At 52.1% G+C, this 20,769-nt stretch carries 22 protein-coding genes, 1 tRNA gene and 1 pseudogene; 14 read left to right on the top strand and 10 right to left on the bottom strand.

What is annotated here, in order from left to right; translation table 11 throughout:
- From ACTF5M_RS08085 to ACTF5M_RS08050, 8 genes and pseudogenes are all read left to right on the top strand, one after another.
- Positions 1 to 505: pseudogene (locus tag ACTF5M_RS08085) on the top strand (3-phosphoshikimate 1-carboxyvinyltransferase); the annotation flags it as partial.
- The gene (locus ACTF5M_RS08080) at positions 502 to 1,113 is read left to right on the top strand and encodes a (d)CMP kinase (RefSeq protein ID WP_438960525.1); all 612 of its coding nucleotides are present in this window, start codon (positions 502 to 504) and stop codon (positions 1,111 to 1,113) included. The pseudogene ACTF5M_RS08085 and the gene ACTF5M_RS08080, both read left to right, overlap by 4 nt.
- 90 nt (positions 1,114 to 1,203) lie before the next feature.
- On the top strand, positions 1,204 to 2,361 hold the full coding sequence (locus tag ACTF5M_RS08075) for a DUF2130 domain-containing protein (protein WP_438960524.1): 1,158 nt from the start codon (positions 1,204 to 1,206) through the stop codon (positions 2,359 to 2,361).
- Positions 2,362 to 2,628: 267 nt separating this feature from the next.
- A complete protein-coding gene (locus ACTF5M_RS08070) occupies positions 2,629 to 2,925 on the top strand; it encodes a hypothetical protein (RefSeq protein ID WP_438960523.1) in 297 nt (98 codons plus the stop codon).
- 194 nt (positions 2,926 to 3,119) lie between these two features.
- The gene (rpsA, locus tag ACTF5M_RS08065) at positions 3,120 to 4,793 is read left to right on the top strand and encodes a 30S ribosomal protein S1 (protein ID WP_438960522.1); all 1,674 of its coding nucleotides are present in this window, start codon (positions 3,120 to 3,122) and stop codon (positions 4,791 to 4,793) included.
- 274 nt (positions 4,794 to 5,067) lie between these two features.
- Complete coding sequence (ihfB, locus tag ACTF5M_RS08060) at positions 5,068 to 5,346, top strand: integration host factor subunit beta (RefSeq protein ID WP_048599341.1); 279 nt, start codon at positions 5,068 to 5,070, stop codon at positions 5,344 to 5,346.
- Between the two features lie 33 nt (positions 5,347 to 5,379).
- Positions 5,380 to 5,739, top strand: coding sequence for a lipopolysaccharide assembly protein LapA domain-containing protein (locus ACTF5M_RS08055; RefSeq protein ID WP_438960521.1), 360 nt, complete (start codon positions 5,380 to 5,382; stop codon positions 5,737 to 5,739).
- A gap of 3 nt (positions 5,740 to 5,742) precedes the next feature.
- Entirely contained in the window at positions 5,743 to 6,396 is a 654-nt protein-coding gene (locus ACTF5M_RS08050) for a phosphoribosylanthranilate isomerase (protein WP_438960520.1), read from the top strand.
- A gap of 11 nt (positions 6,397 to 6,407) precedes the next feature.
- On the opposite strand, the gene ACTF5M_RS08045 is transcribed toward ACTF5M_RS08050, so the two are convergent.
- The 4 genes from ACTF5M_RS08045 to ACTF5M_RS08030 all read right to left on the bottom strand — a co-directional run bounded on the left by ACTF5M_RS08045 (position 6,408) and on the right by ACTF5M_RS08030 (position 9,425).
- Positions 6,408 to 6,776 (bottom strand): DUF2237 family protein, encoded by a 369-nt coding sequence (locus ACTF5M_RS08045; protein ID WP_438960519.1) that lies wholly within the window; start codon positions 6,774 to 6,776, stop codon positions 6,408 to 6,410.
- 10 nt (positions 6,777 to 6,786) lie between these two features.
- Complete coding sequence (locus ACTF5M_RS08040; protein WP_438960518.1) at positions 6,787 to 7,935, bottom strand: serine hydrolase domain-containing protein; 1,149 nt, start codon at positions 7,933 to 7,935, stop codon at positions 6,787 to 6,789.
- A gap of 61 nt (positions 7,936 to 7,996) precedes the next feature.
- Positions 7,997 to 8,683 (bottom strand): aminoacyl-tRNA hydrolase, encoded by a 687-nt coding sequence (gene pth, locus ACTF5M_RS08035; protein ID WP_438960517.1) that lies wholly within the window; start codon positions 8,681 to 8,683, stop codon positions 7,997 to 7,999.
- A gap of 115 nt (positions 8,684 to 8,798) precedes the next feature.
- The gene (locus tag ACTF5M_RS08030; protein ID WP_438960516.1) at positions 8,799 to 9,425 is read right to left on the bottom strand and encodes a 50S ribosomal protein L25/general stress protein Ctc; all 627 of its coding nucleotides are present in this window, start codon (positions 9,423 to 9,425) and stop codon (positions 8,799 to 8,801) included.
- A gap of 158 nt (positions 9,426 to 9,583) precedes the next feature.
- Between ACTF5M_RS08030 and ACTF5M_RS08025 the strand changes: the two genes are divergently transcribed.
- Positions 9,584 to 10,729: an MFS transporter gene (locus ACTF5M_RS08025; RefSeq protein WP_438960515.1), complete on the top strand. Its 1,146-nt coding sequence runs from the start codon at positions 9,584 to 9,586 to the stop codon at positions 10,727 to 10,729.
- Between the two features lie 25 nt (positions 10,730 to 10,754).
- Here ACTF5M_RS08025 and ACTF5M_RS08020 read toward each other — a convergent pair whose 3' ends face one another.
- Positions 10,755 to 11,366 (bottom strand): sulfotransferase family 2 domain-containing protein, encoded by a 612-nt coding sequence (locus tag ACTF5M_RS08020; RefSeq protein ID WP_438960514.1) that lies wholly within the window; start codon positions 11,364 to 11,366, stop codon positions 10,755 to 10,757.
- A gap of 39 nt (positions 11,367 to 11,405) precedes the next feature.
- Positions 11,406 to 12,575: an alpha-hydroxy acid oxidase gene (locus tag ACTF5M_RS08015; protein WP_438960513.1), complete on the bottom strand. Its 1,170-nt coding sequence runs from the start codon at positions 12,573 to 12,575 to the stop codon at positions 11,406 to 11,408.
- 139 nt (positions 12,576 to 12,714) lie between these two features.
- Here ACTF5M_RS08015 and ACTF5M_RS08010 point away from each other — a divergent pair, with 139 nt between their 5' ends.
- Positions 12,715 to 13,251: a pseudouridine synthase gene (locus ACTF5M_RS08010; RefSeq protein WP_438960512.1), complete on the top strand. Its 537-nt coding sequence runs from the start codon at positions 12,715 to 12,717 to the stop codon at positions 13,249 to 13,251.
- 55 nt (positions 13,252 to 13,306) lie between these two features.
- Positions 13,307 to 14,404: a redox-regulated ATPase YchF gene (gene ychF / locus ACTF5M_RS08005; RefSeq protein ID WP_438960511.1), complete on the top strand. Its 1,098-nt coding sequence runs from the start codon at positions 13,307 to 13,309 to the stop codon at positions 14,402 to 14,404.
- Here ychF and ACTF5M_RS08000 read toward each other — a convergent pair.
- Entirely contained in the window at positions 14,401 to 15,336 is a 936-nt protein-coding gene (locus ACTF5M_RS08000) for a carbohydrate kinase family protein (RefSeq protein ID WP_438960510.1), read from the bottom strand. The genes ychF and ACTF5M_RS08000 overlap by 4 nt on opposite strands.
- Positions 15,337 to 15,521: 185 nt before the next feature.
- On the opposite strand from ACTF5M_RS08000, the gene ACTF5M_RS07995 reads away from it, so the two are divergent.
- Both ACTF5M_RS07995 and ACTF5M_RS07990 read left to right on the top strand, forming a co-directional pair.
- Positions 15,522 to 15,611 (top strand) — tRNA-Ser (locus ACTF5M_RS07995).
- Positions 15,612 to 15,846: 235 nt separating this feature from the next.
- Positions 15,847 to 16,134, top strand: a complete 288-nt coding sequence (locus ACTF5M_RS07990; protein ID WP_438960509.1) for a hypothetical protein — start codon at positions 15,847 to 15,849, stop codon at positions 16,132 to 16,134.
- Positions 16,135 to 16,545: 411 nt separating this feature from the next.
- Here the strand turns inward: ACTF5M_RS07990 and ACTF5M_RS07985 are convergent, their stop codons facing one another.
- The gene (locus ACTF5M_RS07985; RefSeq protein ID WP_438960508.1) at positions 16,546 to 17,058 is read right to left on the bottom strand and encodes a glutathione peroxidase; all 513 of its coding nucleotides are present in this window, start codon (positions 17,056 to 17,058) and stop codon (positions 16,546 to 16,548) included.
- Between the two features lie 460 nt (positions 17,059 to 17,518).
- Here ACTF5M_RS07985 and ACTF5M_RS07980 point away from each other — a divergent pair, with 460 nt between their 5' ends.
- Complete coding sequence (locus ACTF5M_RS07980) at positions 17,519 to 17,926, top strand: bactofilin family protein (RefSeq protein WP_438960507.1); 408 nt, start codon at positions 17,519 to 17,521, stop codon at positions 17,924 to 17,926.
- A gap of 1,018 nt (positions 17,927 to 18,944) precedes the next feature.
- Here the strand turns inward: ACTF5M_RS07980 and ACTF5M_RS07975 are convergent.
- Both ACTF5M_RS07975 and ACTF5M_RS07970 read right to left on the bottom strand, forming a co-directional pair.
- Positions 18,945 to 19,124: an HIT domain-containing protein gene (locus tag ACTF5M_RS07975; protein ID WP_438960526.1), complete on the bottom strand. Its 180-nt coding sequence runs from the start codon at positions 19,122 to 19,124 to the stop codon at positions 18,945 to 18,947.
- Positions 19,125 to 19,137: 13 nt separating this feature from the next.
- Positions 19,138 to 20,700 (bottom strand): hypothetical protein, encoded by a 1,563-nt coding sequence (locus tag ACTF5M_RS07970; RefSeq protein WP_438960506.1) that lies wholly within the window; start codon positions 20,698 to 20,700, stop codon positions 19,138 to 19,140.
- Positions 20,701 to 20,769: the final 69 nt, after the last annotated feature.

Here is a 20,769-nt window from a genome sequence, read left to right as displayed (position 1 = left end):
CGATATGGGCGCTGATTTAACGTATGAGAATTTGCGCACTGAGGGCGGTGAGCCTGTTGCTGATCTGCGTGCGAAATACTCGCCCAGTATGCAGGGAATTGAGGTGCCGGCAGAACGCGCTGCGTCGATGATTGATGAGTATCCGGTGCTGTCTGTTGTGGCGAGCTTTGCCAGTGGCAAGACGTTTATGCCAGGTGTGAAAGAGCTGCGTGTGAAGGAAAGCGACCGTATCGATGCAATGGCCCAAGGGCTTCGCGCGTGCGGTGTGCAAGTGGATGAGGGTGATGATTGGTGGACTGTGCACGGTGGTGGCGTGGGTGGAAGCGCCAAAGGCGGTGCGACTGTTGAGAGCCGTTTGGACCACCGCATTGCGATGAGTTTCATGGTCCTTGGTATGGGCACACCGGAGCTCGTCCGGGTTGATGATGGTGGCCCGATTGCCACAAGCTTTCCTATTTTTGAGGCGCTGATGAACGGCCTTGGTGCCAAAGTGACGCGCGCGTGACCCTGACCGTTGCCATAGACGGACCAGCGGCCAGCGGTAAGGGCACGATCTCAAAACGTTTAGCCGCCGAGTTTGGTTTTGCCCATTTGGACACCGGCCTTTTGTACCGTGCTGTGGGGGCCAAAATGCTTGTAGGTGTTGAGCCGATCGAGGCCGCGCAAACTCTTGAAGCGGCTGATTTGACGCCAGAAAACCTGCGCACTGCAGAGGTGGCACAGGCGGCGTCCAAGGTGGCAACGATTGAACAAGTACGGGCCGCCTTGATTGATTTTCAGCGTGCGTTTGCAGCGCGCGCGGGCGGTGCTGTTTTGGATGGTCGTGACATTGGCACGGTGATTTGCCCTGATGCGCAGGTGAAATTATTCGTTACAGCCAGTGCTGAAGTCCGCGCTGAACGGCGGTATCTCGAGCTGGCTGGCAAGGGGCATGACGTGACCCGCGACGGTGTGCTAGCAGATGTGGTTGAGCGTGATCGCCGTGACAGCGAACGTGCTGTTGCACCGATGAAGCCGGCAGAAGGTGCTGTGGTGATTGATACGTCCGCATTAGATATTGAGGCGGCCGTTGCACGTGCAAGCCAATTTATCCGTGCGGCGATAAAGACTTAAACCTCACTATTTATTTGTTATGCTCACCTTGTTGCCTGCGTTCAGAGTGTGGGCACGAAACTTGTGCGAGATAAATGGAGCCCGTGCCCAATGTCTGATTTGAAGATTACATGCCCTAAGTGCAACAGTGAAATTGAGCTGACTGAAAGTCTGGCAGGCCCCATGATGGCAGACTTGAAGGCGCAATTTGCGGCTCAATTAGAGGCAAAGCGGCATGAGACGGAGCAAGCGGTTAAGGCCGCGGAACTGCGTGCCAAAGCGGCTGCAGAGCAAGCAGGCAAGCAGAACGCGCAAGAACTGGCAGAGCTGTTGGCGGACCGAGAGGCAAAGCTGACTGAAGCGCAGGCTGCGCAAGCAGCGGCCATGAAACGTGAGCGAGAGTTGGCGGATAAAGAGGCTGAAATTGAGCTGACCATTCAAAAGCAGCTGGCGGTTGAGCGTGAGACTTTACGTACCAAGCTGGCAGTTGAGGCTGAACAGAAGGCGGCTTTGCGCATTAGTGAGCAGAGCCAAACGATTGAGGGGCTGACCCGCAAGATCGAAGAGCTGCAACAGCGCGCGACCCAAGGCAGTATGCAGACCCAAGGCGAAGCAGCCGAGCTGGTTTTGGAAGATATGCTGGGTACGGCATTCCCGTTAGACGTGTTGGAACCCGTTGGTAAAGGTGTCAGCGGGGCTGATGTGGCTCAAGTGGTTGGTGATGGCCGCGGTGGCGAAGCCGGCACAATCCTTTGGGAGAGCAAGCGGACCAAAAATTGGTCGCCTGCGTGGTTGGCTAAGTTGCGGGAGGATCAGCGCAAGGCCGGTGCGCATATTGCCGTGCTGGTGTCCACCGCATTGCCAGATGGTGTGCAAAGCTTTGATCTAATTGATGGTATCTGGATCTGTGGTCCCAGTTTTGCGGTGCCGCTTGCCCGGTCTTTGCGGCAAGGTCTGTTAGATGTGTCCACAGCAAAGGGCCTTAAGGTTGGGCAGCAAAGCAAGATGGAGCTTGTCTATGACTATCTGACAGGGACGCAGTTTAAGCAGCGGATTGAAGCGGTCCACGAGCGGTTCTCGGTCATGGAGGACGCTCTACGCAAAGAGCGGATATTCATGGAGAAGCAATGGGCGCTTCGCCAAAAACAACTAGAGCTTGTGCAAAGCTCAATGATTGGGGTTGGCGCAGACCTGAAAGCGATTGCCGGCGCATCCATGCCAGAGATTGATGGCTTGGATATGGCGGTTATTGGAAATAACGCTACGTAAACAACCTTTGGTTGAAAATCTTTAGTTTCAAAATGCTATCATAGGACTTCGTACCTTGACGCTCGCGTCAAGCCGAGTAGGTGAGCGGCACTAACTAGTTTACTATCTATCAAAACGAGATTCCCAATGGGTGCTTTTGTGCGCGTCTTTTGTGCTGCCCTCTACTCGGGCGACGCCTGTACGGCCGCCGACTTCCTTAAATTGCCTAATGCGATGTTTCATAATGGCGCTATGCGGGTGAATAACTCGCATGCGGAGACGCGCAATATGATCGAGACGTTACAAGCCGCTTACGCGAAATTGGGGCCTTTTCGTCACGACGCACAGATATTTCATCAAGCTGCTGAAACAGACACGCGGACAGCAGTTTCTCTTGAGACAGATTTTTTTGCGCCCGATGGTACAGTTTTGGGCAAAGCCAATTGTGAATTTTGGGTCGAACAAACAACGCTGGGGCCGAAAATTGCGATGGTTGAGATTATAGCATCATTGCTACCCACGGATGTTATCGACAATCAGGTCATTGGTACGTGTGGGGAACTACAGCAAGCAGCCCTTGATTAGCAAGGGAATCTTGCTTATACGCGCGCTTGTCAAAGCGCCGAAACAGATGCGGACATGAGATTTGAGCAGGGTAGTTTGCACCGGCTCTGATGTTTTCGTGGTCCAGCTGTTTTGAGGATTTGGCCAAATTCATCCAAAGACCGGCGGAGACAACCGCACGGCCAGAAAACTTTTAAAAAGGACGTTAACGCCACATGGCTAACACAATGGAAGAGTTCGAAGCACTCTTGAACGAAAGCTTCGAGATAGACACTCCCGATGAGGGAACAGTCGTCAAAGGCAAGGTCATTGCGATTGAAGCAGGCCAAGCCATCATCGACGTAGGCTACAAAATGGAAGGCCGCGTTGAGCTTAAAGAATTCGCAAACCCAGGCGAAGCTCCCGAAATCGCAGTTGGCGATGAAGTAGAAGTCTTCTTGCGCTCTGCTGAGAACGCCCGCGGCGAAGCAGTTATCTCACGTGAGATGGCCCGCCGCGAAGAAGCATGGGACCGTCTGGAAAAAGCATACGCCGCAGAAGAGCGCGTCGAAGGTGCTATCTTTGGTCGCGTCAAAGGCGGCTTCACAGTGGACCTTGGCGGCGCAGTTGCGTTCTTGCCTGGCTCACAAGTTGACGTGCGCCCCGTGCGTGACGCTGGCCCGCTGATGGGTCTCAAGCAGCCGTTCCAAATCCTTAAGATGGACCGCCGCCGTGGTAACATCGTTGTGTCGCGCCGTGCGATCCTCGAAGAATCCCGTGCCGAACAGCGCGCTGAAGTCATCGGCAACTTGGCCGAAGGCCAAACTGTTGACGGTGTGGTCAAGAACATCACCGAATACGGTGCGTTCGTTGATCTGGGCGGTGTTGACGGTCTGTTGCACGTTACTGATATGGCATGGCGCCGCGTTAACCACCCGTCAGAAATCCTGACGATTGGCGAAACGATCAAAGTCCAGGTCATCAAGATCAACAAAGAAACACACCGCATCAGCCTCGGCATGAAGCAGTTGCAAGAAGACCCATGGGATATCGTTGCAGCGAAATACCCACTGGATTCTGTGCACATAGGTCGCGTCACCAACATCACGGACTACGGTTCGTTTGTTGAGCTGGAGCCGGGTGTTGAAGGTCTCGTTCACGTGTCTGAAATGTCTTGGACCAAAAAGAATGTACACCCAGGCAAAATCGTTTCCACCAGCCAAGAAGTCGAAGTCATGGTTCTGGAAATCGACGGTGCAAAACGCCGTGTGTCGCTTGGTCTCAAGCAAACACAGCGCAACCCATGGGAAGTATTTGCTGAGCAATTCCCAGTTGGCACAGAAGTCGAAGGCGACGTCAAAAACATCACCGAATTCGGTCTGTTCATCGGTCTCGAAGGCGATATCGACGGCATGGTTCACTTGTCAGATTTGACATGGGAAGGCCGCGGCGAAGACGTGATTGGCGATTACCAAAAAGGCGACACTGTTCAGGCTGTTGTTACTGAAGTCGACGTTGAGAAAGAGCGCATCAGCTTGTCTGTAAAAGCGATTGGCGGTGACAAATTCGCAGAAGCAGTTGGCGGCGTATCACGCGGTGCGATTGTAACTGTTGAAGTGACCTCCATCGAAGACGGCGGCATCGAAGTGACTTACGAAGGTATGAAAGCTTTTATCCGTCGCTCTGATTTGTCACGTGACCGTGCCGAGCAACGTCCAGAGCGCTTCAGCGTTGGTGACAAAGTTGACGCCCGCGTAACAAACATGGATGCGAAAACACGTCGCTTGGGTCTGTCGATCAAAGCACGTGAGATTGCAGAAGAAAAAGAAGCAGTTGAGCAGTACGGTTCCTCGGATTCCGGTGCATCGCTTGGCGATATCTTGGGCGCAGCACTTAAGTCTGACGACTAATCTGCCGCTTCTAATTCGTTAATGAAGGCCCCGCATGTTGATCATGCGGGGCCTTTTTTGTTTCGAATCGGGGAACTGCTGATTTGTGGTGGTGATTGGGTTTGAGCCAAGCTGATCCGAAATACGCGCCTTCTTTTGTCGTTTGGTGGTTAAAAACCTGTCAAATTTGACCTAAATTGCATGCTCGATGCTGCAACGGCTTGTTTTCTAGCGATTTTCTCCGCCTAATGTTGGAGCGTTCAGGCGTGAGTAACTAGACTAAAGGGGCCGCGACATGATCCGGAGCGAACTGATCCAAAAGATTGCTGATGAAAATCCGCACCTTTACCAGCGCGACGTTGAGAAAATCGTGAATACGATCTTTGAAGAGATCATTGATGCAATGTCTCGGGGTGACCGAGTTGAGTTGCGTGGTTTTGGGGCGTTTTCCGTCAAGAAACGTGATGCTCGCCAGGGGCGAAACCCGCGTACGGGCGAGGCTGTTTCGGTTGACGAAAAGCACGTTCCGTTCTTTAAGACCGGAAAGCTGTTGCGTGAGCGTTTGAACGACTAACCGCGGCGCTTTTGCAGAGTTAAGGAGCAGAGTATGCGCTACATTCGGCACGGCATTATTGGTGCGATCGCGGTTGTGTTGATTGTGGTCGCCCTTGCGAACCGAGGTGTGGTCACATTGCGCGTTCTGCCACAAGAACTCGCCGAATTAATCGGTGCGCCGCTGTTGGCGCGCTCAGTTGATCTGCCCCTGTTTCTAGTCATTTTTGGTGGTATTGCAGCCGGCGTTTTGCTGGGTTTTGTGTGGGAGTGGATGCGCGAGCATAAGATCCGTGCAGCCAAAGCGACGACTGAACGCGAGATGAAGTCTCTTGAGCGTGAAATACGCCGTCTAAAAGGGAAACAAAACGAGGGCAAAGATGAGGTCCTCGCGTTGCTGGATGACGCTAGCTAACCCATGGCACCTTTGATCCGAACAAAATTTTGCGGCCTAAGCCGTCCCGAAGACGTCACTGCAGCAGCCGATGCTGGTGCGGCATATGTTGGTTTTGTCTTTTTCCCCAAAAGCCCCCGCAACGTGAGCATTGAACAAGCCGCAGCTTTGGCCGTTACGGTGCCCGTTGGGATTGCGAAGGTTGCTTTGGTCGTAAACGCGAGTGATGCTGAGCTAGACGCAATTGTTGAGGCTGTGCCCTTGGATATGTTGCAGCTGCACGGCGCGGAGAGTGTTGAGCGGGTGCGCGAAGTGCGCGCGCGCTACGGCCTGCCAGTTATGAAGGCTGTTGGTGTGGCGGATGCGGATGATCTGCCTGCGCTAGATGCCTATGCGATGGCCGCTGATCAGCTTTTAATTGATGCCAAGCCGCCTAAAAATGCTGATTTGCCTGGTGGCAATGGTCTTTCGTTTGATTGGCGTCTTATTGCGGGCAAATCTTGGCCTGTACCGTGGATGCTGGCCGGGGGTCTTACCCCTGATAATGCAGCTGAGGCTGTGGCCATGACAGGCGCGCGCCAGCTGGATGTGTCCTCAGGGGTTGAGGCAATTGTCGGCGTGAAAGACGGAGCATTAATGACAGCCTTTGCTGAAGCCGCCAACCGCGGAATATTCTGAAACAACGCGTGTCAGACCGCGTTCTCTTCCAATACTTCTATAGGAACGATTTCCAACGCGCGCTGGTGGGTCGCCTCAAGGTGTACTTTGGGGGCACAACCTTCGTGGTGGGCCTGCAAAAAGCGCGTCGCGCATAGGCACCAGCTGTCACCTGCTTTTAAGCCCACGAACCCGTACTGCGGGCGCGGCGTGCTAAGATCGTTACCGACGTATTTGGAAAAAGCGAGGAATTCGTCAGTCATGATTGCGCAGACTGTGTGGCTGCCTTGATCGGCGTCACGGGTGTTGCAAAAGCCGTCGCGGAAAAAGCCAGTTACGGGGTCCGTGCCGCAGATCAGCAATTCGGTTCCGCGCACGTTGATGCTGTCGTCTTTTTGCATGAAGCGCCTCTTATTGGTTGACCAGCTGCCGGAGCACGGCCACGTTTCGATCAAACACACCCTCTTCACGAAAACCGCGGTGTGCGCCGTTCAGCGCGATCACAGTTTGTGTGTTGCGATTGATGTAGATGTATTGACCGTAAATGCCACGGGCCATGAATTCCCCTTCTTGGGCATCGGCGGGGATCCACCATTGATAGCCGTATTGAATGGCGCCGGATTTTGTCTTGGCAAGTGGCACAGTTGATTTGCGCAGCCAATCCGCCGGTACAATTTGGCGTCCGCTGTATCTGCCATCCTGCAATACCATCTGGCCAAAGCGCGCGTAGTCCCGTGTGCGCATGTTCAGACCACCCAAGACAAACGCAGTCCCATAGCCGTCTGTGACGTAATAAGGTGACGCCTCTAGCCCGAGTGGAGCAACAACTTTTTCAGACAGCAGGGCAGGGATGCTTTTGCCAGTCGCACCGCGCAGGATCATCCCCAAAACATGGGTGTCGATGCTGACGTATTCCCAAGCACTGCCAGCAGGTTGGAACGTTTCCGTCAGATCAGCGGTAAACGCATCCATTGAACGGCCCAACGCCAAGACACGGCCCATTTTGTTGATGTCGCTCGACGGGTCGAGGTAGTCCTCATCAAAAGTCACGCCACTCGACATCAAAAGTACATCTTCGATGCTGGCTCCCGCATAGGCACTGTCCATAAGGGAAGGCGCATATTCAATGACGGGGTCATTGATGCTGTCGATCGCGCCTTCATCAAGTGCGATGCCCATAAGCACAGATATGAATGACTTAGCCACAGACCAGCTGATCCGTAGGTCTTCTGCGGTGGTGTCTTTGTAGTAACTTTCGTGGCGCAGCTGGCCGTTTTGCAGCACGACTATCGCGGTGACATCCGCCTGCTCGACCCAGTCTTGTTGCTCGGGCGTTAGACTTAAAGGCGCACCTTTGGCCAACTCGGACACTGGGCCATCGCCACGTGAAACCTCTTCATGCAAAAAGGCGACGTCCATGTTGGAAAAGTTGTGTGTAATCCGGTCCGCATCAAAGAGCGAATTAACGGCGAGTAAGCGCGCGATGCGGTCCTGATGATAAAGTGCAAGGGTGCCCACCCCAAGCAAAACAACAATCATGATGCGGATAAATCGTTTCATAAGCAGCGCCCTCCCAAACTCTGTCTATGCACCAAGCGTAACCGCAACAGGCCGTGTGCTGCTAGCGGAACTTGTCCATCAGCTTCTGCATTGCCGTACGGTCATCTTCCTTTGGGGGTGTTAGCTCGGCTGCAGGAGCGATTTTGGCATTTGGGCCTTTGGTGCCGGTCGATGGTCGGGCGGGGGCTGCGCGTAGGGCCACGGCGTTTAGAAACTTTGCGGTGTCGCCTTCCGCAAGATGTGCAGCCCCGTCACCGATGCCGCGTAGCACGTCATCGAGCCAGTTTTGGTCTGCCTTTGCGAAGTCATTCAAGACATACGACGGCACTTTGTCTTTGTGCCCGGGATGCCCCACACCAAGCCGCACACGGTCGTAGTTGGGAGAAATATGCGCATGGATTGAGCGCAGACCGTTATGGCCCGCATGGCCACCGCCTGTTTTGACGCGTACTTTTGCAGGGGCGAGGTCAATTTCGTCGTGAAAGACGATCACATCCGTGCTGTCGAGTTTGTAAAAGTCTAGCGCCGCACGCAACGACTGACCCGAGTTGTTCATGAATGTCTCGGGTTTGAGAAGCAGAACCTTCTCTCGGCCCAATCGCCCCTCACTGATCTGGCCCCGAAACTTTGCTTTCCACGGACCAAAGCCGTGGTCCGAAGCGATCTGCTCAAGCGCCATGAAGCCAATGTTGTGGCGGTTCTTGGCATATTTTTGCCCTGGGTTTCCGAGGCCTACAAAGAGTTTCATAAGGGGCGCCTTTGGTCACTGTTGTTGCGCTGTTTTAGCCCAAGCTCTGCACAAAACAAAAGGGCCACGCAGTAATTGCATGGCCCTTCATGTAGGTTTGCAAGAGTGCTGCAGATTATTCTGCAGCTGCCTCTTCGCCTTCTTCAGCATCGTCATCGGAAGATGAAGCAAGACCGGATGGCGCTTGGATGTTTGCAATCACAAAGTCACGGTCGATTGTTGCTTTGCAACCTTCTGGCAGATTGATCTGCGAGATTGTCAGCGTATCGCCGATTTCCATGTTTGCGATGTCTGCAGTGATGCTCTTAGGGATATCACCGGCAGTAACAATCAGCTCAACTTCAGGGCGCACAACTGTAAGCACGCCACCTTTTTTGATGCCTTTACATGTGTCTTCGTTTTCGAAATTCACTGGGATGTAGAGAGCAATCTTTGTGGTACGCTTCAGACGCATGAAGTCGACGTGTGTCGGCAGGTCTTTGATAACGTCACGCTGTACGTCGCGGCAGATAACGCGAACGTCTTCTTGGCCTTCGCACTTGAGGTTGAAAAGTGTCGACTTAAAACGACCGGCTTTCAACTTCTTCAACAGCTCGTTGAATGGGATTTGAATTGCAACTGGGTCTGTGTCGCCGCCGAAAACGATGCCCGGAACCAAACCTGCACGACGTGCAGCGCGAGCGGCCCCCTTGCCTGTCCCCGCGCGGTTCTGGACGATAAGATCTGGGATCTGATCTGCCATGATATTTCTCCAATAAATAAAGGGGCCCGCCTCCAAGGGTGCGGTGCCCGATGAAGCCGCGCTTTTGCGGCGAATCTGGGTGAAAGTCAAAGGGTTTTTAGGCCGCGCGGCCAGTGATCGCTTGTGTGCACGAGGAACTCGTGCGAACGCTTTGCCCAATGAACGTGTACCGTGACATATACGACAGCCGCAAGACGCTGCTTGGTTTTGGCTCAATGGGTATTTTGTGGGGTGCGTTTGCGGCGTTTATCCCACGTGTGAAAGCCCAAATTGATGTAAGCGATGCGACGTTTGGATTGATAATTTCATGCGCTGCGTTGGGGCTTTTGGCTGCGATGGCCGCTGCACCAACACTTGATCGCCGCTTGCGCCGCTTTGCGATGCCAGCCGCAATCGCTGCTTTGGCGACCGCGTATCTGGGCCTTGGGACGGTGAGCACTGCCGTGGGCTTTACGACTGTTATGTTTGTGGTGGCTTTTGCGTCAGGGCTTGCTGATATCGTTATCAACGCCCGCATTTCCGAGACTGAAGCCCGCACAGGGCGCTCTTTGATGAACCTTAATCATGCTGGGTTTTCTGTGGCCTATGCGTGCGGTGGGATCGTTACAGGCTTCGCACGCGAGGCTGATTGGCAGACGTGGGTCGTTTTCGCGTTGCTGGCGGTGGTCGTCTACGTGGCGTGCATCAAGATGCCGATGCGTACGGCGTCCGAGACGGAACCGGATGCGCCCAAAGGTGGGCGTTTGCCAGTTGGGGTAATCGTGTGGGGCGGTATCATTGTGTTGATCGCCTTTGAGACAGAAGGCGCTTCCGAGGCGTGGTCGGCGCTGCATGTTGAGCGCACTTTAGGCGGTGGCGCTGCCGAAGGCGCGTTCGGGCCCGCGATGCTTGGTCTGACCATGGCTGTTGGACGCTTTTCCGGGCATCTGATTTCAGGGCGCGTTAGCGGGATGAAAATCATCGTGGCCGCATCGATGTTCGCAGCTATTGGCGCGTGGTTGGCCGCAGCCGCAACCAGCCCAAACATGGCCTACATTGGCTTTGGCATTCTGGGCTTAGGAATTTCCGTGATCGCCCCAACGGCCCTTAATATTGTCGGTGAATGGGTTGGTATTGCTGATCGAACTTTGGTGATCGCACGCGTTTCAATTATCGGTTTTGCAGGGTTTTTCCTTGGGCCGCCGGTGATTGGTTTGTTGGCAGAATACCACGGGCTTCGGGTCGCGTTTGCTACTGTTGGATGCTTTTTGCTGATGATTTTGCCCGCAACACTGATGCTCAAACGGCAAGGTCCTAAGGCCTGAGTTATCACGCCGCGCTGGATAGCTGTTACCTACAGCGCAGATGCCCATCAGCTGCTATCACCTGATCGTAAAGGGCGAAATCTTCTGGCCAAGCTGCGCGCACGTCTGCCTCGGTCTGGGGGATTTCTTCAATCAGCAGCGGACGCGACACATTCACAGTTGGGAAATTAAAGCTGGTCTCAAAACGCTCATCCAGAAACCGTCGTAGAACCGGCTGTGCTTCATAGGCAAAAAAGTGATCCACAAGCACCGTCCCATTATTTGCGCTTAGAAAGTTGATCTGTCTGCCAACGGCACCGAGGGGCGGTTGCGGGCTTTGCAAAGCTGCGCGGGCAAAATCATGGAACGATACCCCATCGGTCGAGCGCGGGTTATCTTTGGGCAGGCGCACGCGGTACCGATACCAACTGCGCAGCCAGTCCATCGGCTCGCGGATCACGGCAATTACTTCGTTCGTTTCGTTCAGGGAGGCCTTCAAAAAGGGTGCGACGCGGTTATGATAAAAGCGTGCGCTCTGGTGCTTGCGGCGTCCGCTGAACCGAATGTCTGCGAGATTGCCCAATGTCTGTTCAACCGCGGTTGAGCCCGTTTTGGGCGTTGCGAGATAGACCAGACCATTTTGGGACAATATCAACACATGGTAAAGCTAGCCCGTTTGCACGGGCTAGGCCAGTGATCAGTTTTGTTGCCAAGCGCCCTCAAAGCCCTCTGGAACAAGCAAGATATCCCGGTCCAACTCATCAATGGTCCGTCGCCCGCACAGCGCCATTGTGATGTCCAGTTCCTTGCGGATTACGTCCAGTGCCATGGTCACGCCTTGCTGCCCCATTGCGCCGAGCCCATAAATATATGCCCGTCCAATCATTGTGCCTGATGCGCCAAGCGCGATTGCTTTAAGCACGTCCTGACCCGAGCGGATGCCACTATCTAGCATCACTTCGATCTCGCCGCCGACGGCCTGCATAATGCTGGGAAGCACACGAATAGAGGACAACGCGCCATCAAGCTGACGGCCGCCGTGGTTTGAAACCACGATTGCATCTGCTCCAACTTTGACGGCCATTTTGGCGTCCTCTGCGTCAAGAATACCCTTCAGGATTGTCCTGCCATCCCATTTTTCAATCAGCTTGGCGACTTTCGACCAATCCAGCGCAGGGTCAAACTGTTCGGCAGTCCACGAGCTGAGCGATGACGTATCGCTGATGCCTTCGACGTGCCCGACGATATTGCCAAAGTTGCGGCGTTTGGCGCTTAGCATCTCAATGCCCCAGCCCCATTTGGTCGCAAGGTTTGCAATGGTTTTGGCGGTCAGTTTGGGCGGCGCAGACAGCCCATTTTTGAGGTCTTTGTGACGCTGACCCAAGATTTGTAGATCAAGAGTAATCACAAGCGCCGAGCATTTTGCAGCCTTCGCGCGGGCGATCAGCCTGTCCACATAGTCCTCGTCTTTCATTGTGTATAGCTGGAACCAAAATGGTGCAGTCGTTGCTTCCGCGACATCTTCGATGCTGTTGATTGACATTGTCGACAGTGTGTATGGCACGCCGAATTTTTCGGCTGCACGGGCGGCTTTAATCTCGCCGTCTGCGTGCTGCATTCCAGTCAGACCAACGGGGGCAAGAGCGACTGGCATAGCCACATCTTGGCCTACCATAGTGCTTGAAGTGCTGCGGCCTGTCATATCAACAGCCACACGTTGGCGCAGGCGAATTTGGTCAAAATCCGTGGTGTTTTCACGGAACGTTTGCTCGGTCCAGCTACCGGATTCAGCGTAATCGTAGAACATGCGCGGCACGCGGCGCTCGTGGATTTTCTTCAGGTCGCCGATGTTGGTGATCACAGCCATAGCTCGCTCCGTGTAAAATTGGTAAACAATGATTACCAACGGCGCCAAACTCAGGCAAGCGATTGTTGCTTTCGCTGACGGGGCGGGGCAGCTAAGTGTGGAGCGGATTTAGCTCAAGCAGAAACGCGGCGGAGATGTCATGGCGATCATCTTGTTTAATAAGCCTTTTGATGTGCTTTCACAGTTCACGGACCTGAAGTCCCCAAGTCCCCGCGCAACTCTGTCTGATTATATTGATGTACCCGCCGTTTATCCCGCTGGCCGTTTGGATCGTGATAGTGAAGGTTTGATGGTGCTGACGGATGATGGGCGTTTGCAGGCGCGTTTGACACAACCGCGCAGCGAGACCCCCAAAACATACTGGGCACAGGTTGAGGGCACGCCAACGTCCGACCAGCTTGATGCCTTGCGCGCAGGTATCACCCTTAAGGATGGGCCGACCCGACCGGCAAAAGTTGAGGTGTTTGAGCCCGAAATCTGGCCCCGCGTGCCGCCGATACGTGTACGCAAATCGATACCTGATACGTGGATCAAATTGACGATCACCGAAGGGCGCAATCGCCAAGTACGCCGCATGACCGCTCACGTTGGTTTGCCGTGTCTGCGCCTTGTGCGTCATAGCGTAGGTGACTGGACAGTCGACGGCATTGAGATTGGAACGTGGCGGTACGCTTGAAGTGCGCCCGCTTGCGGGGTAAGCCGCTTGCAACTGTGACATGAGGAGCGCCGCTATGGGCTTTAAGATGGGTATTGTTGGATTGCCGAACGTCGGGAAATCCACACTTTTCAACGCGTTGACCAAAACGGCTGCGGCTCAGGCTGCGAACTTCCCGTTTTGCACGATTGAGCCGAACGTGGGTGAAGTTGGTGTGCCCGATGCACGCCTTGATAAGCTGGCCGCAATTGCCAGTTCCAAGGAAATTATCCCGACCCGTATGACCTTTGTGGACATCGCGGGTTTGGTGAAAGGCGCCTCAAAAGGTGAGGGGTTGGGCAACCAGTTCTTGGCCAACATCCGCGAAGTTGACGCGATTGCGCATGTGTTGCGCTGTTTTGAAGACGGTGACGTGACCCACGTTGAAGGGCGCGTTGATCCGGTGGTGGATGCAGAAACTATTGAGACAGAACTCATGCTTGCCGATATGGAAAGCATCGAGAAACGTCTGCAAAACATTACCCGCAAAGTGCGCGGCGGTGATAAAGAAGCTGTGCAGCAAGAGCGCCTTTTGAAAGTCGCGGCGGAGTGTCTTGAAAACGGAAAACCACTGCGTGTGGTTGAGGTGGATGAAGACGATGCAAAAGCATGGAAGCTGCTGCAATTGCTGACCACGAAACCTGTGCTTTATGTGTGTAATGTCGGCGAGGCCGAGAGTGTTGAGGGCAACGCACACTCTGCCAAAGTTGCCGAAATGGCAGCTGCCCAAGGTAACAGTCACGTTGTTATTTCAGCCCAGATTGAGGAAGAAATCAGCCAGCTTGACGCAGATGAAGCGGCGATGTTCCTTGATGAAATGGGGCTTGCTGAGGCGGGTCTCGACCGTTTGATCCGCGCGGGCTACGAGTTACTGCACCTTGAGACATATTTCACAGTGGGCCCAAAAGAAGCGCGCGCTTGGACCATCAAAGCGGGTACATCAGCGCCGAAAGCAGCTGGCGTAATTCACGGTGACTTCGAGAAAGGGTTCATTCGCGCAGAGACAATCGCCTATGACGATTTTGTCGCTCTGGGCGGAGAGCAGCCATGTAAAGAAGCAGGCAAGATGCGCGCTGAAGGGAAGGGCTACACCGTCAAAGACGGCGATGTCCTTCACTTCTTGTTTAACACTTAAGCGGTCAATTCATTGCGCCAAGGTGGGTTTGCCCCTTGGCGCGTTACCGTAATTGCCGCGACTGATGCGGCGAACTGCGCAGCTTCGCTTGCTTGCTCCACGCTTAGGATTGCAATTTTTTCGGGTGACAGCAGGTCATTATCTGCAAGATTGGCCAAGAACCCTGCGTTGAACGAGTCTCCCGCGCCAACAGTATCGGCCACGGTGACTTTTTGTGCTGCGACAGTGACAGGTGCATCAGCCCCCTTGAGATAGATCAACGCGCCATCACCGCCTAGGGTTATGATCACAACTGATGGACCACGTCCGAGCAGCGCGCGCGTTTTTTCTTCAAGGCTGGCGTCACTTTGGTCGATCCAGTCAAGATCTTCGTCAGACACCTTCACGATATCGACTCGTTCAAAAGCATCGGTCAAAACTGCGCGGTACTGCATCTCATCGGCAATAAAAGCGGGGCGGATGTTCGGGTCAATCATGACGACGCGGCCTTCGGAGTTTTGCGCCAGCGTCTCAAGATAGAATTCCTGACAGGGCAGGGTGGCGAGGCTGATGCCCCCAAAATACAGAGCGTGGCATCCCTTGGGCAATGTCACAGCGTCAGCGCGCGTCAACATCCGGCCAGCCGTGTTTTCGTCGTAAAAGGCGTAGCTTGCATGACCGTTAACCAGCTTTACAAACGCCAAAGTCGTGGGCAGGTCTGATCGCATGAGGTGATCGGTTGCGACATTGCTGTGTTCAAGCCCTTGTACCAATTGTTCGCCGAACAGGTCATTTGAAATGCCGGACACCAATGCACATTCAATCCCGAGGCGGCCCATGGCGACGGCCGTGTTGAAAACTGCACCACCGCTGCGCGGCACATAACTGCTTTCGCCGTTTGCCAGCGTTTCTGGAACCATATCGATCAGCGCTTCACCACAACAAATTATCATAACACATCCTGTTAATTGCTTGCGGCTAAGTAGCTTGCTTTCGCAGGTAGGGTCAAAGCATAAACGCAGTATCATAACGGCAAGGTTGCAGCATGCGGTCCGCGCCTGTGAAATTCTGCGCGCAACGACGATAATCTGGCAATTACCCCTTGTTTCCCCACCCCCCTGCCGCTAGGACGGTCAGCGGAGACGTGGCCGAGTGGTCGAAGGCGCTCCCCTGCTAAGGGAGTAGGCCCGGAAGGGTCTCGAGGGTTCGAATCCCTTCGTCTCCGCCATACCTCATTTATGACCATATAATCTCTAAAAATAAGGGGTTTCTTGAGTGGCGTAGAATGAAGTACCACACACGATTACCACACACGCCAACCATCCACGCCACTTTCGTTGCTTGACGTAGATCACACCTACTCCCTTAGCAGGGGAGCGCCTTCGACCATTCGGTCTCTTTATGTTGGCTCGCCGACAGCCTGTTTAGGTACATTCAAACTCGTCATTTAGTTTTGGCACTCTATGTATTTTGTTAGACAGATAGAGAGTGGCCTTAACATGAAGCCTAATACCAGCTTTGAGCTAACTGTAAGTGACATAGAGGTTATTGAGACGAGCCTTCGCAAAACACTCAGCAGTTTAGCTGAACAGAGGCTGATGCACGTACAGAGTTCAATCAAGCCTGAACATGAGATCAAGAGCGTTGGTGTTGTTGATGAGGCTATTTCGGAAGTTAACAATCTTTTAGGTCGACTGCATGAGCAGAAAGAGTGGTTCAGACCTCAAGGTCAGCTATACATCGGTGGTTGATCACTCGGTTTGGTTGCTTACCACCAATCAGTTTAACGATTTGTCGTGCGTCTGAATAAAGTTTATTCTTGGCTCGACTTTTAGAAAGGAAGTAAGGTGAGCGGACAGCGTCGATGGATGAAGGTTTGGGCAAGAACTGTAGGGATGCCTGTTGGCGTTACAGATAGCGACAAGCCTGAGTTTCTACCAATCAAGCAATCGGACGTTGCCTAAGCTCTAGCTTTCCGAACCTTCTGGATTGCCCGTCATGTAGTGACTTGTCTGATGATTATAGCTGGTAATGGCAGGGCGCTTGGTTGGTGGTGAATTGGGATAGGTTCTAAGGATTGCCATATTGGGCGCCAAAGATTATTGGTATTGCTGCACAGAAACTTTTCTGACTGGTTAAGATCAACAGCAAGGTCTAAATGATTAGTAACTGAGTTGTTCTTCTATTACCCGTTGCAGTTTCGGTGACATTGGCCTCATTGGCGCTCCCCAAGTACCAATAACCTGACCTTCTGAACCAATTAGTATTTTGTTAAAGTTCCACTTAGGAGTGAAGTTGGTGATGGCCTCAACTTCTTTGAAGAATGGGTGAGCTTCCCCGCCTTTGACGTGCAAAGTTATACTCATCGGCATATCAGTTGCATAATTGAGTTCACAAAACTCTTTCACCTCATTATCGCTGCCTAGTTCCTGATTAAAGTCATTCGATGGGACAGCGAGTATTTCAAAGCCTTGGTCACGATACTCTTCGTATAGCTTTTGTAGCCCTTCAAGCTGTTTGGTGTAGCCGCACAGGGATGCGGTATTCACAACTAAGTAGGGCTTCCCTTTCCATTGAGACGTGTCAACTTCGCCGCCGTCAATCGACGGGAACTTATAATAGCTTACCGTGTTCGCAATGACGGTAGAAGGCATCAAGCATAGAGTTGTAGCCATTAAGCCAGCGACCAAGTGACTTGATAGTCTCGCTGACAAAAAGTGTACCGTTGTTTTTGCAAAATACCTCATAACTTTAGAATTATAGTGGTATGAATTAGTTTCAATGCTGAGGCTTGTTGGTAAATATTAATTATGTGGCTGCGGACTGATTTTGGGGTGCAGTGCTGATACCTAGCTTATGGGATAAAACCCGCCCCCCCCACTCACAGGCCAACACAGCGGCTCTCAAGGGTTATTTAGGAGTGCTTCCATTGGTGTCGGGGTGGTTGGTTAGTTTCAACTGGGCATTTAGTCGTGGACTGTTAGGCTGATGTTGAATGGTGGGGGGGCTTTGATGGCTTGATTATGCCAAGCTGCTAAATACAAGCGTAACATTAGAGAAGTGAGTCCTATCTCTGTTGACTTTTGCATAAGGGCAAAACTAAACCCATGACTTGACAGCTTAGAGGTATTGGCGATGGTAGTTTCCGACACAGAAAGTCACAAATCTGATGTCCCAGCAACGATTTCAAAAGATACCAAGGAGTATCGCTCAGTTCTAAGCGACGGCATTGTGATCAAAGGTGATTGGCAAAGCCGTGGCGTTGTTCATTTCGGTGGTGAGATCACGGGTAATTTGGTCGTAGATGTGCTGATCATAACAGAGACGGGGAAGGTTGAAGGCAACGTACGTGCTAAATCAGTTGTAGTGGAGGGATATTTAAGGGGTGAAATCGAAGCGAATGATGTTTGTTTGTCTTCCAATGCAAGTGTTATTGGTCGAATTGAGACCGAGACACTCCAAGTGGATTCTGGTGCGCAAGTTGAGTGTGAAGTAACTGCGAAAGATAAAGCCCCATTATTTACCCGTACTAAATTAGACTAACCCTAAGTACCCCACCTCAAGGGTCAACGACATCACCATCACGCACTAACGACACAAGCGTAACTTAAGCTCACAACATACGAAGTGGTAATCACTAAGTGGTATAAGCACCTTAAGTGGGTACTTAAGTTTCTTAGTCTTAGTAGTGGTGATTTAATAAACTTGATGTCGTTGAACCTAAGTAAGTCTCTTAATAATTTAGTGTCACGGTTTTCAGACTTCCCCTGTCTCAAGTTCATCACATCTGTTGTAGACAACATCGGTCACATGAGTTCCCCAATACCTCCAACAATGCACTAAAGGCGACGATCAGCAGCATTATAGCAGAGCCACAATAATACCAACTAGCCTACAACCATGGCAACCACCCACTCACAGGCCAATACAGCGGCTTTCCAGGGCTTCTGAGGCGATACGTGAGTGTATGGAGAGGCAGTTTCGTTTCAGGTTGGTATTGAGACGTGAGCCATTGAAATAAGAGCATACATAGGCTGGAGGCATCTCGATGGCTGTGATCACCGGTGGTGCTTTGCTCGTCTAAGGTCTTATATCTTTGAGGTGTGGCTCGTGTTACCAAAACAAACTATACAAATACAAAACCGCTGTTCAGATCACCCGCACTTATCGTCAGAAAGGCCCTAGGAGGAAATCGATGTCGTTGAAGTGTTTGTTCGGATTAGTAGTCTGCCTCAATTACAATGGAAGCTGGATACCAGATGCCGACGTAAATGAAATAAAGGACTTGTGCAGGGAGGTAGCGACGGCGCCAGCAAGTTCTTTCTTAAATCGTACTGGCGATAACAGATCAGGCGACAACTCTGGCGCAGTTTTATCTGATAAGTTGAGCGATCTAGGCTTGGAGTTTTCTTGGTCCAGAGACGGGTCAGTTTACGCTCATAAGTCATCGACGCTCAATAAAAGAGCGGTGTCAGATGCCTGTAATGAACTTCGTACGCTTGCTAGATACAAAAAGAATTGGAGTGAATAAATCATACCTCCACGTTCAACTGACAGCATCTCAATACCTCTGCTTACTTGGGATAACCCCACGCACTCCACCTCTAGGGTCAGCGACATCACCATCTCTGCGTGGGATCAAGTGTACGTGTACATGGAACACAGTCTGACCTGTTGCGTAACGACAATCTCTATTTCCTCTAGTAATGGGAGAGGCATAGGAGACAGCCCTTAAGTCCATACTCTTACTAGCACTACTCACTCTGTCTACACTCAGATAGTTCTAGCCACTTGGTGAACTTAGCTTTCCTGTCATTGTACTGTTTAGTCGGCTCAATACTTATCGGTGTATGGAATGATATAACTACAGGCTCTTCATCCCCTTTAATGTTACCTGATACCTTTCCGTTATGGCTATTCCGATCATTCTTGATGTCATGATTGATGGTGTGGTTTGTGACCTGATGGGTAGCTTGATCTAAGATACGACGAAGTTCAGGTTCTCTGTCATACTGAATGATGAAGCTGTCATGTATGCAAAGAACTGGGATGTCCTTCTGAGTGAAGTGGTCAATCACCAAGTTTGCTATCTGACTGTCGATATTCATCAGCCTTAGGGCTTGCCCTGTATTCAAAACACCATCCAACTGTGGATGTTTGTCGATGAAGGCATCCAGCAATGCTGCAAGTTGTATGTTGGTTAGGCTGTTCGCAACTTTGTCTTGTCGATCATCATTGCGGAAGGCTTGAAAGGCTAACTTGTCGCTGTCAGCGTTGATACCCACTAGTACTAGCAGCTTGACGTAGTCCCTCTGTTGTTCTGTCGTCGTGATCACATCAGGTAGGATCAACTCTTCAAGGTCATACGGATCATCAGCCAAGCGCACACCTATTTCATTCGACAGCAGGTTGGGATGGAAGGCTTTGAAGTCCACTTCCAGTGTCGGTTGGTCGTTGATGTAGATTTTAGAACGGTCTTCCTTGTCGATCTGCTGCCACCAGCCCCGATAGAAACGCCCTCCACGTTTCCAATGACCTTTAAGCCCCTCGTTGAAGACACGGACTACGAACTTGTTGTCTGGGCCAAGAGAAATGGTTTGTTGTCGTCCCGCATTACGGCCTTTGGTTATGGTGCTTGTGAAGGTCGATGACGTGTAGCTTGGGATGTCGATGAAAGTGCGTTTGAGCAAAGCATTGTAGGCTTGAAGCTGTGACCTGAGCGTATTCAGTAGTACAACTTCATCTTCACTAAGCTCCTCGTCGTTATACTCAACCTTTCGGATGGTATCGTCATTTGGGTCATCAACAAACTTGTCGTGGAGGATAATGCACTCTTCATTGGTATGGGTGTCGATGTCATGGAGGTCGATGGTCAGCTTATCGAATAGCTCCCGTAAGGCTTGGGTATGCCTGATCCGTGTCGTGTAGTTCCGATGCTGTCTGTCGCTGCTGTGGAAATGCCTCAACTCCTCAACATAACCTGCATCAACAAGGAGGGCTTCAACCTCAATGACCTTCTCAGGGATGTGCAAACCATTATAACGACTACCTACTTGGTAGCTGCTCTTAGTTTTATTAAATCCAATGCTAATGGATGGGTCTTTCAGCCACTTCATATAGAGGTCGAGGATAAGCACTCTGAGGCTTTCTCGTACTGTCCTCTTCGGCTTTCGGTTGCCTTTAGGCTCCAACACAGACAGCCCTGCTTCATCATACAATTGATCACACAAGGCTTTGATCTCAGGATGATCGGACCATGTGTGGACATCCAAAGGCTCTGAGTTCCAGCGATCAATCTTGGGAAGTTCATCAGTCATTGGGACACCTCATATTGCCATCAGTCCAACAGGAGTCATGACATAAGGCAATCAGTGTTTCGCATAACG

It is taken from the genome of Nereida sp., assembly GCF_965655635.1.
In the GTDB taxonomy this organism is placed as follows: Bacteria; Pseudomonadota; Alphaproteobacteria; order Rhodobacterales; family Rhodobacteraceae; genus Nereida.
Note: the sequence above shows the minus strand (reverse complement) of the source record. Positions and strands in the feature narration are given on the sequence as shown.

What these genes read in the sequence shown, in the direction of transcription:
- ACTF5M_RS08040 (WP_438960518.1), bottom strand. Translation starts at nt 7,935, where the DNA reads ATGAAACGATTTATCCGCATCATGATTGTTGTTTTGCTTGGGGTGGGC.
- ACTF5M_RS08030 (WP_438960516.1), bottom strand. Translation starts at nt 9,425, where the DNA reads ATGGCAGATCAGATCCCAGATCTTATCGTCCAGAACCGCGCGGGGACA.
- ACTF5M_RS07970 (WP_438960506.1), bottom strand. Translation starts at nt 20,700, where the DNA reads ATGACTGATGAACTTCCCAAGATTGATCGCTGGAACTCAGAGCCTTTG.
- ACTF5M_RS08045 (WP_438960519.1), bottom strand. Translation starts at nt 6,776, where the DNA reads ATGCAAAAAGACGACAGCATCAACGTGCGCGGAACCGAATTGCTGATC.
- ihfB (WP_048599341.1), top strand. Translation starts at nt 5,068, where the DNA reads ATGATCCGGAGCGAACTGATCCAAAAGATTGCTGATGAAAATCCGCAC.
- ACTF5M_RS08015 (WP_438960513.1), bottom strand. Translation starts at nt 12,575, where the DNA reads ATGGCTGTGATCACCAACATCGGCGACCTGAAGAAAATCCACGAGCGC.
- ACTF5M_RS08000 (WP_438960510.1), bottom strand. Translation starts at nt 15,336, where the DNA reads ATGATAATTTGTTGTGGTGAAGCGCTGATCGATATGGTTCCAGAAACG.
- rpsA (WP_438960522.1), top strand. Translation starts at nt 3,120, where the DNA reads ATGGCTAACACAATGGAAGAGTTCGAAGCACTCTTGAACGAAAGCTTC.
- ACTF5M_RS08055 (WP_438960521.1), top strand. Translation starts at nt 5,380, where the DNA reads ATGCGCTACATTCGGCACGGCATTATTGGTGCGATCGCGGTTGTGTTG.
- ACTF5M_RS07985 (WP_438960508.1), bottom strand. Translation starts at nt 17,058, where the DNA reads ATGGCTACAACTCTATGCTTGATGCCTTCTACCGTCATTGCGAACACG.
- ACTF5M_RS08050 (WP_438960520.1), top strand. Translation starts at nt 5,743, where the DNA reads ATGGCACCTTTGATCCGAACAAAATTTTGCGGCCTAAGCCGTCCCGAA.
- ACTF5M_RS07990 (WP_438960509.1), top strand. Translation starts at nt 15,847, where the DNA reads ATGTATTTTGTTAGACAGATAGAGAGTGGCCTTAACATGAAGCCTAAT.
- ACTF5M_RS08010 (WP_438960512.1), top strand. Translation starts at nt 12,715, where the DNA reads ATGGCGATCATCTTGTTTAATAAGCCTTTTGATGTGCTTTCACAGTTC.
- ACTF5M_RS07980 (WP_438960507.1), top strand. Translation starts at nt 17,519, where the DNA reads ATGGTAGTTTCCGACACAGAAAGTCACAAATCTGATGTCCCAGCAACG.
- ychF (WP_438960511.1), top strand. Translation starts at nt 13,307, where the DNA reads ATGGGCTTTAAGATGGGTATTGTTGGATTGCCGAACGTCGGGAAATCC.
- ACTF5M_RS08025 (WP_438960515.1), top strand. Translation starts at nt 9,584, where the DNA reads ATGAACGTGTACCGTGACATATACGACAGCCGCAAGACGCTGCTTGGT.
- ACTF5M_RS08075 (WP_438960524.1), top strand. Translation starts at nt 1,204, where the DNA reads ATGTCTGATTTGAAGATTACATGCCCTAAGTGCAACAGTGAAATTGAG.
- ACTF5M_RS08070 (WP_438960523.1), top strand. Translation starts at nt 2,629, where the DNA reads ATGATCGAGACGTTACAAGCCGCTTACGCGAAATTGGGGCCTTTTCGT.
- pth (WP_438960517.1), bottom strand. Translation starts at nt 8,683, where the DNA reads ATGAAACTCTTTGTAGGCCTCGGAAACCCAGGGCAAAAATATGCCAAG.
- ACTF5M_RS07975 (WP_438960526.1), bottom strand. Translation starts at nt 19,124, where the DNA reads ATGGACTTAAGGGCTGTCTCCTATGCCTCTCCCATTACTAGAGGAAAT.